This window comes from Dechloromonas sp. A34 (assembly GCF_026261605.1).
Taxonomy (GTDB): Bacteria; Pseudomonadota; Gammaproteobacteria; order Burkholderiales; family Rhodocyclaceae; genus Azonexus.
Window position 1 is genome coordinate 598,192 of record NZ_CP102486.1, and the last position, 12,185, is coordinate 610,376.

Sequence of the window (12,185 nt, forward strand, 5' to 3'; positions counted from 1 at the left end):
TCTGAAAGTTGATGATGACGCCAGCGGTCGACCGCCTCGAAGAAGACCAAACCGCCCGGGCACGCGCCCTGGAGGTCGCTTCTTTCATCGTCGAGGCACCAGCCGGGGCCGGCAAGACGGAGCTGTTGACCCAGCGTTACCTGCGTCTGCTGGCCGTGGTCGAGCACCCGGAAGAAGTACTGGCGCTGACTTTCACCAATAAGGCGGCGACCGAGATGCGCGACCGTATCCTGGGCAGCCTGGAACGGGCGGCTGGCGGTGAGTTGCCGGAGCAGGCGCACAAGAAGCTGACTTTCGATCTGGCGCAGCGGGTGCTGGCCCATGACCGCGAACGCGGCTGGAGCCTGCTCGGCCATCCCGGCCGCTTGCGCATCACGACGCTCGATGCGCTGTGCGCCGGGCTGGCCCGCCAGATGCCCTACCTCAGCCGCTTCGGGGCCCAGCCCGGGGTGACTGACGACGCCGAGGCGCACTACGCGACGGCGGCGCGCCGCACGCTGGAGATGGTCGAGGCCGGTACGGCCGATGCCGAGGTGGTGGCCGAGGCGCTGGCTTTCATGGACAACAACGCCGGCCGCCTGGAAAAGCTGCTGGTCGCCATGCTCGGCCGCCGCGACCAGTGGCTGCACCACGCGACGCGCATCGAAAGCGGCGCCATGAAGGCCGAGGTCGAGGCCGGTTTCGCGGCGCTGATCGAGCGCGATCTGGCGTCGGTCGCGGCGCTACTCGATGCCCGTACGCAATCGCTGTTGATGCCGCTGGCTCGTTTCGCGGCGGCCAACGTCCCGGAGGTGCTGGAACCGCTGCTCGACTGGACGGCGCCGTTGAGCGCCGATATTGCCGATCTGGTGCAATGGCAGGCGCTGGCCACCTTGCTGCTGACTGGGACCGGCACCCTGCGCAAGGCCTTGAACAAGAACATTGGTTTCCCGGCCGACAAGCAATGCAAGCCGCAAAAGGAGGCGATGGGCGAACTGCTCGCCGATCTGGCCGGCGTCGCCGGGCTCGAGGACCGGCTCGCCGTGCTCTGCGGCCTGCCTTGCCCGGAACTCAGCGAAGCCGAGTGGGCGACCGTCGAGTGCTTCTCGCGCCTGCTCCGGCTCGCCGCGGGGCAGCTTTGGCTGGCCTTCCAGGAAGCCGGCGAGGTCGATTTCATCGAGAGCGCCGCCCGCGCCGGCATGGCGCTGGGTGACGACGAGGCGCCGACCGATCTGGCCCAGGCACTCGATTACCGCATTCGCCACCTGCTGGTCGATGAATTCCAGGACACCAGCCCGACCCAGGTCGCCCTGCTCGAAAAGCTGACCCGCGGCTGGATGCCGGATGACGGGCGGACGCTGTTCGTGGTCGGCGATCCGATGCAGTCGATCTACCGCTTCCGCAAGGCCGATGTCGGCCTCTTCCTGCGCGTTCGCGAGCGCGGCATCGGCGACATCAAGCTCGGCCACTTACGCCTGTTCCGCAACAACCGCTCTTTTCCGGGTATCGTCGATTGGGTCAATAGCGCTTTCCCGAGTATCTTTCCGCCGGAAGATGGACCGGAAGCAGGCGCCGTGCGCTATGGCGAATCGGCCGCCACCCGGCCGCCGCATGTCGATAGCGGCGTCAGCGTGCATCCGTTGTTCGAATGCGAAGACGGCGACGCTGCCGAGGCCGAAGGGCGCTGCGTCCTCGACCTGATCCTCGCCGCCCGCCGCGACTATCCGGAGGAGCGCATCGCCGTGCTCGTCCGCGCCCGCAGCCATCTCGACGCACTGGTCGCCGAAATCCGCCGCAGCGCGCCCGGCCTGCGTTTCCAGGCGGTCGATATCGAAGGCCTGGACGGCCGCCAGCATGTCCAGGATCTGCTGATCCTGTTCCGCGCCCTGCATCACCGAGCCGACCGCGTGCACTGGCTGGCCCTCTTGCGCGCCCCGTGGTGCGGCCTGACCCTGGCCGACCTGCATGCCCTGGCCGCTGACGACAAGAAATCGACCATCTGGCAACTGATGCAGGACGAGGCCCGCCTCGCCCGGCTGTCCGCCGACGGCCAGGTGCGGCTCAAGCATGTCCGCGCCGTCGTCGGCCAAGCCTTCGCAGAGCGCGGCCGGCAGCACCCGCGGCGCTGGCTGGAAGGCGTCTGGCTGCTGCTCGGCGGCCCGCGCTGCCTGGAGGCGCCGGAGGCGCTAGCCGATGTCGAGGCTTTCTTCCATGTCGTCGACCAACTGGCCGCCGCCCGCAACCTGAGCGCCGACACCCTGGCCGCCCAGGCCGCCCAACTCTACGCGCCACCCGACCCACAGGGCGGCAGCGTGCAGATGATGACCGTCCACAAGTCCAAGGGCCTGGAGTTCGAAACCGTGATCCTGCCCGGCCTGCACCGCGCCACCGGCGGCAACGAGAGCAGCCTGCTGCTCTGGGACGAGGTGGCCGGCGCCGACGGCGAGGAACACCTGCTGGTCGCGCCGATCAAGGCCAAGGGGGCTGCTAACGGCGAGGCCAGCGCCTACGACTACCTGAAAAAGCTCGAAGGCGAGCGCAGCGGCCATGAAGATGAGCGTCTGCTTTACGTCGCCGCCACCCGCGCCATTCGCCGCCTGCACCTGGTCGGCGTCGCCACCCCCGATACCAACAAGGACGATGGCCTGAAGGCGCCGGCCAACGGCACGCTGTTGAAACTCCTCTGGCCAGGCGTGGCACGGCCGGTCTTTGCGGCGGCGCTGGGTGAAACGGTAGATTCGTCCGTTCGTACGGCCGGCATCGATCCGGCGACCTTCGTGCCGCCGCTGCTGCGGCTGCGTCAGGTCGGTGTTGCGGATGCCTTGGCGAAGCTTCCGGCCGATTTGCGGCCGGCCGACAATGCCCTCGACCTCGCTGCCGAGGAAAGTGGCCTGGCTCTGGAAGCCTCGGTCGGCACGCTGGTGCACCGCTGCCTGGAGCTGATCGCCAAACAAGGCCTGGCCGAGTGGCCGGGCGAGCGGGTGGCGGGTTTGCTGGCGCCTTGGCGGCGCTGGCTGCTGGCTCAGGGCCATGGCGCAAGCGAGGCCGAGAGCGGGGCGGCGGAGGCGGTGGCGGCGGTACGCACCGCGCTGGCCGCCGAATCCGGACGCTGGGTGCTGGCCGATCATCCGCAGGCCGGGGCCGAGCAGGCCTGGAGCAGCCGCGACGGCGATCTTGCGCTCAATCACGTGATCGATCGTACCTTCGTGGCCGACGGTTGCCGCTGGATCATCGATTACAAGACCGTGCGCCTGCCGGAAACCGAGCTCGCCCGGCGGGCCGAAAGCTACCGGCCGCAGCTGGCGCGTTATGCCAGCCTGTTCCGGGACGATCCCCTGCCGCTGCGTCTGGCCATCTATTTCCCGCTGCAAGGCCGGCTGCTCGAACTGGCCGCTGCGGAGGGGCGATGAGCAGTGTTCCGGCAAACTTTGCGACCGCTGCGGTCAATGATCGGGCGCTGCGCATGGCGGTGCGCGAGAACGCGCCGACCTGGGGGAAAGACAAATTGATGCCGCCCTCGACCGGATCAAGCGCAATGGGACGTATGATCACATCAACTCCAAGTTTCTGCCTTTCCGGGTCAATTGATGCAAAGCCTGCAGCGGCTTCTCCTTCCGTTCTTCGTTTTCCTTGCTTCGGCCCTGGCGCTCGGTGCGCTTCGGGGCGACGGCTCCTGCCACCTCGTCCGGCGGCATTTTCCGTTTAGCCTGGACTGAGGGCGGCGAGGCATGATGGGATCATTGAACGGTTTCAAGGGCATTCGGGCCGGCCATGCCTTCGCCCTGCTGGCGGTGGTCTTCGTGCTCAGTTTCGGGGCGCTGGTCGCCTTGATCGCCCTCGACCAGCAGCGCGTGGTCGATGCGACGGCACGCCTGCAGGAACAGACGGTGCCCGAAATCATCCGTTTCCAGCGCCTGGCGCGCAATCTGGAACAACTGCGCCAGGAAGGCGAACGGGTCTTCGCAGCGATCAATCCGCAGGCGCGCCAGCAATCGATGTTCATAGTCACCCTGGTGGCCAGCCATCCGAGCATTCTCGAGCATCATGAGGCGGCGGAGGTGGCACGCCAGACCGAGCGCTTCCTGGCCGAGGTCGTGCGCCAGTCGGCCAGCGACGACAAAATCTTCGCCGCCAGTTTCGATGAGTGGCAGCGTCTGGCGGCCCGCCTCGGCCTGCTGGTCGACGATGTCTCGATCCAGGGCATCAATCTGGCGACCAACGATCTGGGTGACGTCTCGGCGGCGATCCAGCTGGCCCGCGTCAAGCTGACCGTGGCCCTGCTCGTCGTCGGCCTGTTTTTGCTCCTTTTCCTGGTGCTGCTGCGGGCGCATCTGATTCATCCGCTGCAACGCATCGACAAGGCGCTGTCGAATCTCGGTGTCGATCGCCCGGCACCGGAGTTCAAAGTCTCGGCAATGGCTGAAATCCAGGCGGTCGAGGACGCCATCGGCGAGCTGCACGCCTCGCTGATCCAGAACGAGGAGGCCCGCCAGGCCCTGGAAACCCTCGCCAACAAGGACGGCCTGACCGGTCTGACCAATCGCCGCCACTTCATGCAACTGGCCGAGGTCGAGATCCAGCGCGCCCAGCGCTATCGGCGGTCGGTCACGGTCGGTATGGCCGATCTCGATTTCTTCAAGAAACTCAACGATACCTATGGTCATGCCGCCGGTGACACGGTGCTCCGTGATTTTGCCGGGTTGATGAGGGTAACGCTGCGCCAGTCGGACCTGATGTGCCGTTACGGCGGCGAGGAATTCGCTTTCGTCTTTCCGGAAAGCACTGTGGAGGAGGCGGCCCAACTGGCTGAACGCTTCCGGGTCGCCTGCGCCGACTACGATATCAGCCTGGTCGATGGCCGGGTGGTGCGGGTGACCATGAGCATGGGGCTGGCCGATGCCAGCGACTGCCCGCTTGAAATTGCCCTCAACCGGGCCGACGAAGCCCTTTACGAGGCCAAGCGCCAGGGCCGCAACCGTGTTGTCGCGGCCGGGGGCCGGTGGTCGGCGAGTAGGCTCATGCATATCCTGATTGTCGAAGACGACCGCTTGATCGCCGAGAATCTCTATGACTTCCTCGAGGGCTGCGGTCATCAATGCGATTTCGCGACCACGCTGGCCGCTGCCCGTTCCCTGCTCGAGCGGGGCGGGGTCGATGCCCTGATCCTCGATCGCAATCTGCCCGACGGCGACGGCGCGACCCTGGCCCGCCAGTTGCGCGGCGCTGGCAATGCCCTGCCGATCCTGATGCTGACGGCCAGGGATGCGCTCGACGACAAGCTGGCCGGCTTCGATGCCGGGGCCGACGATTACCTGGCCAAACCCTTCGCCCTGAAAGAAGTCCAGGCCCGTCTGCTGGCTCTGCAGCGGCGCCATACGACGCGCGGTGACAACGGGCCATTGACCCTCGGGGCTATGAGCTACGACCCTTCGGCCCAGGAGATCCGGCTCGACGGGCGGTTGCTCGAATTGCCGCCCAAGGCCATCCGCCTGCTGGCCGTCATGCTGCCTCATCCCAATCGCCTGTTCGCCCGCCGCGAGCTGGAAATCGCCATTTGGGGCCACGAGCAGGAGTCGAGCGACAACCTACGCAGCGTGCTACATACCGTGCGCAAGGTGGTCGGTGAGGGGGCTGGCATCGAAGTGCGTACTGTCCATGGCCTCGGGTACAAGCTTGTCGCTGCCTGAACGACCGCCCGGCATGCGCTTCCGCGTTGCGGCCTCGCTCGCGGCGCTGGTCCTGCTGGTCATTCTCGTGCAGTCGGGGTCGATGGTCCTGCTGCTCCACGAGAAGGAAGAGGAATTCATCGAGAAGCAGCTCGGCGATCAGATCGAGCACAGCATGGCGCTCTTTCGCCGCTCGCCCGAGGCGACGCTGCCCAGCACGCCGGCCATGTGGCTGTACCGGGTCGGCCAGGGCGAACCCGGCGACGAGGTGCCGCCGATGTTCCGCGGCTTGGCGGTCGGCAACCACGAGGTCTATCTGGGCAGCAAGGAGTACCACGTCGCCGTCCGCGAGGACGAGAGGGCTCGTTATATCCTGGCTTACGACGTCGAGGATCACGAATCGCGGCTGGACAACCTGATGCTGGTTACCGTCAGCGCCGCGCTGGCGCTCGCCCTGCTCACCCTGGTCGCCGGCTATGTGCTGGCCGGCCGGCTGACCGGACGCCTGGAGCGGCTGGTCGGGCGTGTCGAGCAGGAAGCGCCGGGGCCGCTGGCCGAGGCCGGGATGGAACGCGAACTGTTGGCCCTGGCCGAAGCCCTGGAGAAATACCGCGAGCGCCAGCGCCTGACGCTCGAGCAGGAACGCGCCTTTGCAGCCAACCTGTCGCACGAACTGCGCACGCCGCTGACCGGCATCCGGACCGATGCCGAGATGCTGGCCGCGCTGCCCGATATGCCCGAGGCGGCCGTGCGGCGCGGCCGGCGCATCATGGCCAGCGTAGACCACATCAACCGGCTGGCCAGCAGCCTGTTGTTGCTGGCCCGCGAAGCCAAGCCGGCCCAACTGGAAGAAATCCGCCTGCAACCAATGATCGAGTCGGTCTGGGCGTCGCTGCTGCTGATTTCGCCGAAGCCGGTTGCCTTGCATCTGGAAATTCCCGCTGGCAGCACGCTCCACGCCGACCCGACGCTCTTCGAACTGGTTCTGCGCAATGTCCTGGATAACGCCCTGCGCTACAGCGAGACGGGCGAGGTCGTCTGCCGCCTGAGCGATAGTCGCCTGACCGTCCGCGATACCGGGCCGGGCTTCGCCGAAGGCGATCTGGAGCGGGTTTTCGACCGCTTCTTCGTCGGTCGGCGGGGTGTACACGGCCTGGGCCTGGCCCTGGTGCGCCACGTGTGTACGGCGAGCGGCTGGCGGGTCAGTGCCCGTAACGCCTCTGGCGGCGGTGGCGAAATCACCCTCGATTTCGGCCAGAGCCTGCTCCGCTCTTAGTCACCTCACAATTTCCTCACAATCCGCTCACGGATTCCTCACGCCCTGACCTCTAGATTACCCGGCAACTTTTATGGGTGATCGACGATGAAGCGTCTTGATGGATCGAATGGCAATGCCTTGCATGTATGGGGGCTGACCGCTGCCCTGGCCTTGGGCGTATTTCTGTTGACCCGCATCGTCCTGCTCGGGCATGCGCTGATGTTCGGCGGACAGACCGTCGACAGCTTGCTTCCCGCCCTCGGGCTCGGTTTTCTGCGTGACATCCCGGCCGCTGCCGTGGTCGCTTCACCATGGCTGCTCTTCGAACTGCTGTTCAGCATGAAGTGGCGCGATCGCCTGCGCTGGCCGCTGTTCGCCATCTACGTCTTCACGCTGCTCTTCGTCGCGGTTTCGGAAGGCATCTTCTGGGACGAGTTCAGTGTCCGCTTCAATTTCATCGCCCTCGACTACCTGGTTTTCACCACCGAGGTGATCGGCAACATCAAGGAGTCCTATCCGGTCGGCCAGATCGTCGGCGCGCTCGCCGCCCTGACCCTGCTCGTCGTCTGGAGCCTGCGCCGTCCCTTGCAGAAAGCCGTGGCTGCAGGCAGCACCGCCAGCCGCAAGGCGCAATGGGCCTGGGCGCTGGGTCTGCTGGTCACGGTCTGGGTGGCCGCCTACAAGATGACGCCGCCCGAGTTTTCGACCAATACCTACGCCAACGAACTGGCCGACAACGGCTGGCGCAGCTTCCTCTGGGCGGCCCGCCAGAACAAGCTGAATTACCGCCAGTTCTATGCCACCCGGCCGGATGGCGAAGTAATGACCGACCTCCAGCGCCTCTCCGGTCATGACCTGGTGACGGCCAGCCATCAGGCGGTGCGCAAGGTAGCCTTCAAGCCGGGCAAACAGCCCAATGTCGTCGTCGTCATGATGGAGAGCATGTCGGCCGAGTACATGGCAACTTTCGGCAACGACGAGTGGCTGACCCCCAATCTCGACCGTCTGGCCAAGGAAGGCATGCTGTTTACCCGGCTCTACGCCGCCGGTACCCGTACCGTGCGCGGCCTGGAGGCGCTCTCCGCTGCCTTGCCGCCGCTGCCCGGCAAATCCGTCGTGCGCTGGCCCGACATCACCAATCTGAACACGCTTGGCGCATCGCTGGCGGCACGGGGCTGGGCGCCGCACTTCCTGTACGGCGGCTACGGCATGTTCGACAACATGAACGGCTATTTCGGCGCCCAGGGCTACCAGGTCACCGATCGTACCGGGTTCAAGGACGGTCTGGTCGAGTTCGAGAACGTCTGGGGCGTCGCCGACGAGCACCTGTTCGACCAAGTGCTGATCGAGATGGACAAGGAAGCCGCGGCCGGCCGGCCCTTCTTCGGCCACGTGATGACCGCCTCCAACCATATTCCCTTCACCTATCCAGCGGGCCGCATCGACATCCCGTCACCCGGCAAGCGGGCGGGCGGCGTCAAGTACGCCGACTATGCGGTCGGCCGTTTCATCGAGATGGCCAAGCAGAAACCTTGGTTCGACAACACCATCTTCCTGTTCGTGGCCGACCACTGCGCGAGCAGTTCGGGCAAGGCGAAGATCCCGGTGCATCGTTACCATATCCCGGCCATCGTCTATGCGCCGAAGATAATTTCAGCCCAGCGTGTCGATACGCTGGCCAGCCAGATCGACCTGGCGCCGACCCTGCTCGCCATGCTCGGACTCGAAGGTGACGATCACTTCGTCGGCCGCGACATCCTGCGCATGCCGCCGGAAGAGGGCCGGGCGCTGCTTTCCACCTACCAGAATCTCGGATACCTGAAGGGCGATGTGATGACCGTGCTGCAACCCAAGCGCAAGATCGAAACCTTCCGGATCAGCAACGGCGGCAAGGAAGCGCAGCCGATGGCGACCGATCCGAAGCTGGCCGAAGAGGCGATCGCCTACTTCCAGGGTGCGGCGCTGCTGATGGACCGCCACGGCGATGGCCGCCAGCCGAAGAGCGCCGGCGGCGGTTGAGGCCGTCTAGGGCCAGAGCACGCAGGCCCAGATCGCGGCGGCGTTGAGCAGGCTGAGCAGCACGGCGGCGCTGCCCATGTCCTTGGCGCGCTTGGCCAGTTCGTGCTTTTCCGGCGAGGCCTTGTCGACCACCGCTTCGAGCGCCGAATTGAGGATCTCGACGATCAGGATCAGCACGATGCTGCCGATCAGCAGGGCGCGGTCGATACCGGTCTTGCCCAGATAAAAGGCCAGCGGAATGGCGATTGCGGCAAGCAGCACTTCCTCGCGAAAGGCGGCCTCGTTCTTCCAGGCGGCGGCCAGCCCGTCGCGCGAGTAGCCCAGCGCATTCCACAGCCGGACCAGCCCGGTTTTTCCCTTGAATTCGGCAGCGCTCACGCTTTTTTCTCCAGTAGCGGTTTGAGGAAGCGGCCGGTATGGCTGGTCTTGCACTTGGCGACGGTCTCCGGCGTGCCGGCGACCAGGATGCGGCCGCCGCCGTCGCCGCCTTCCGGCCCGAGATCGACCAGCCAGTCGGCAGTCTTGATGACGTCGAGGTTGTGCTCGATGACGACCACCGTGTTGCCGTGTTCGGCGAGGCGTTGGAGCACGGTGAGCAGCATCTCGATATCCTGGAAATGCAGACCGGTGGTCGGCTCGTCGAGGATGTACAGGGTGCGACCGGTGTCGCGCTTGGACAGTTCGAGGGCGAGCTTGACGCGCTGCGCCTCGCCGCCGGACAGCGTGGTGGCGCTCTGGCCGAGCGTGATGTAGCTGAGGCCGACATCGACCAGGGTCTGCAGCTTGCGTGCCACGATGGGTACGGCATCGTAGAACTCGCGGGCCTGCTCGACGGTCATCCCGAGAATGTCGTGAATGTTCTTGCCCTTGTACTGGATTTCCAGGGTCTCACGGTTGTAGCGCTTGCCGTGGCAGACATCGCAGGGCACGTAGATGTCGGGCAGGAAGTGCATCTCGACCTTGATCATGCCGTCGCCCTGGCAGGCTTCGCAGCGGCCGCCCTTGACGTTGAAACTGAAGCGACCCGGGCCGTAGCCGCGGGCGCGCGATTCCGGGACCTGCGCGAAGTATTCGCGGATCGGCGTCAGCAGGCCGGTGTAGGTCGCCGGGTTGGAGCGCGGTGTGCGGCCGATCGGCGCCTGGTCGACGTTGATCACCTTGTCGAACAGGTCGAGGCCGACGATTTCCTTGTGCGGCGCCGGCTCCGTGGTCGAGCCGTAGAGGTGGCGGGCGGCGGCGGCGTACAGCGTGTCGTTGATCAGGGTCGACTTGCCCGAGCCGGAAACGCCGGTGATGCAGGTCAGCAGGCCGACCGGCAGTTCGAGCGTGACGTCCTTGAGGTTGTTGCCGTAGGCGCCGACGACCAGCAGCTGCTTGTCCGGGTTGGGCGGCCGGCGTTTCTTGGGGGCCGAGATCGACTTGCGGCCGGACAGGTAATCGCCGGTCATCGAGGCCGGGTTGGCGGCGACTTCGGCCGGCGTCCCTTCGGCGACGACGTAGCCGCCGTGCAGGCCGGCGCCGGGGCCGATATCGACGACGTAATCGGCCGAACGGATGGCGTCCTCGTCATGCTCGACGACGAGCACCGAGTTGCCCATGTCGCGCAGGTTTCTCAGCGTTTGCAGCAGGCGCTCGTTGTCGCGCTGGTGGAGGCCGATCGAGGGCTCGTCGAGGACGTACATGACGCCGGTAAGGCCGGAGCCGATCTGCGAGGCCAGCCGGATGCGCTGCGACTCGCCGCCGGACAGCGTTTCGGCGCTGCGCTCCAGGCACAGGTAGTCGAGTCCGACGTTGATCAGGAAGGAGAGGCGGGCGGTGATTTCCTTGAGGATCTTGTCCGCGACCTGCGCCTTGTTGCCGGTCAGAGTCAGGCAGTTGAAGTAATTGCGCGCCTCGCCCAGCGGCAGGCGGCTGATTTCGTGCAGGGTCTTGACGCCGACCCGGACATGCCGGGCCTCGGTGCGCAGGCGGGTGCCGTTGCAGGTCGGGCAGGTCGAGTTGCTGATGTACTTGGCCAGTTCCTCGCGCACCGCCTGCGAATCGCTGCCCCGGTAACGGCGTTCGAGGTTGGGGATGATCCCCTCGAAGCTGTGGCTGCGGTCGAAGCGCGTGCCTTTTTCGTTGAGGTAGCGGAAATTGATTTCGGTGCGGCCCGAGCCGTAGAGGATCAATTGCTGGAATTCCTCGGGCAGTTCGCTCCACGGCGTATCGACCGAGAAACCGTAATGGGCGGCCAGCGACTCGATGATCTGGAAATAGAACTGGTTCTTCTTGTCCCAGCCACGGATCGCGCCGTTGGCCAGCGAAGCGCCCGGGTTGGTGACCACCCGCTTGGGATCGAAGAACTGGATGACCCCGAGGCCGTCGCATTTCGGACAGGCGCCCATCGGGTTGTTGAAGGAAAACAGCCGCGGTTCCAGTTCCTGCAGGGCGTAGGAGCAGACCGGGCAGGCGAACTTGGCGGAGAACATGTGTTCCGTGGCGCTATCCATTTCCAGCGCGATGGCCCGGCCATCGGCATGGCGCAGCGCCGTTTCGAACGATTCCGCCAGGCGCTGGCGCATGTCGTCGCGCACCTTGAGGCGGTCGACCACGACATCGACGCTGTGCTTCTGCGACTTGTTGAGCTTGGGCGCGGCATCCAGTTCGTAGACCGTGCCGTCGACCCGGACCCGGGCGAAGCCCTGGGCACGTAGTTCGGCGAAGAGGTCGAGCTGCTCGCCCTTGCGGTTGGCTACCACCGGGGCCAGGATCATGAGCTTGGTTTCGCCCGGCAGGGCCAGCACATGATCGACCATCTGCGACACCGTCTGGGCTTCCAGCGGCTGATTGTGGTCCGGGCAATAGGGCGTGCCGGCGCGGGCGAAGAGCAGGCGCAGGTAATCATGTATTTCGGTGACCGTGCCGACCGTCGAGCGCGGATTGTGCGAAGTCGCCTTCTGCTCGATCGAAATCGCCGGGCTCAAGCCCTCGATCAGGTCGACATCGGGCTTCTCCATCAATTGCAGGAACTGCCGGGCGTAGGCCGACAGCGACTCGACGTAACGGCGCTGGCCCTCGGCGTACAAGGTGTCGAAGGCCAGCGAGGACTTGCCGGAGCCGGACAGCCCGGTGATCACGATGAGCTGGTTGCGCGGCAGATCAAGGTTGATGTTCTTTAAATTGTGGGTGCGCGCGCCGCGAATGCGGATGGTTTCCATCGCTGTTCTGCTGGGGATTGGAGAGGGCAAACTATACGCAAAACCAAGCGTACTTGCACGAAT

General features: G+C 65.7%; 6 protein-coding genes. 4 read left to right on the forward strand and 2 right to left on the reverse strand.

Features of this window, described 5'->3' with window-relative positions:
* The first annotated feature begins 11 nt into the window (after positions 1-11).
* The 4 genes from NQE15_RS02940 (at position 12) to NQE15_RS02955 (ending at position 8,922) form a co-directional block, all read left to right on the forward strand.
* Positions 12-3,389 (forward strand): UvrD-helicase domain-containing protein, encoded by a 3,378-nt coding sequence (locus NQE15_RS02940; protein WP_265946364.1) that lies wholly within the window; start codon positions 12-14, stop codon positions 3,387-3,389.
* Positions 3,390-3,707: 318 nt separating this feature from the next.
* Positions 3,708-5,666 carry a diguanylate cyclase gene (locus tag NQE15_RS02945; RefSeq protein ID WP_265946366.1) on the forward strand — a complete coding sequence of 653 codons (1,959 nt, stop codon included), beginning with the start codon at positions 3,708-3,710 and terminating at the stop codon, positions 5,664-5,666.
* A 13-nt stretch (positions 5,667-5,679) separates the two neighbouring features.
* The gene (locus tag NQE15_RS02950; RefSeq protein WP_265946368.1) at positions 5,680-6,921 is read left to right on the forward strand and encodes a sensor histidine kinase; all 1,242 of its coding nucleotides are present in this window, start codon (positions 5,680-5,682) and stop codon (positions 6,919-6,921) included.
* 87 nt (positions 6,922-7,008) lie between these two features.
* Positions 7,009-8,922 carry an LTA synthase family protein gene (locus NQE15_RS02955; RefSeq protein ID WP_265946370.1) on the forward strand — a complete coding sequence of 638 codons (1,914 nt, stop codon included), beginning with the start codon at positions 7,009-7,011 and terminating at the stop codon, positions 8,920-8,922.
* A 6-nt stretch (positions 8,923-8,928) separates the two neighbouring features.
* On the opposite strand, the gene NQE15_RS02960 is transcribed toward NQE15_RS02955, so the two are convergent.
* Positions 8,929-9,300 (reverse strand): diacylglycerol kinase, encoded by a 372-nt coding sequence (locus tag NQE15_RS02960; RefSeq protein WP_265946372.1) that lies wholly within the window; start codon positions 9,298-9,300, stop codon positions 8,929-8,931.
* Positions 9,297-12,122, reverse strand: a complete 2,826-nt coding sequence (gene uvrA, locus NQE15_RS02965; RefSeq protein WP_265946374.1) for an excinuclease ABC subunit UvrA — start codon at positions 12,120-12,122, stop codon at positions 9,297-9,299. Before uvrA ends, NQE15_RS02960 begins: the two co-directional genes overlap by 4 nt.
* Positions 12,123-12,185: the final 63 nt, after the last annotated feature.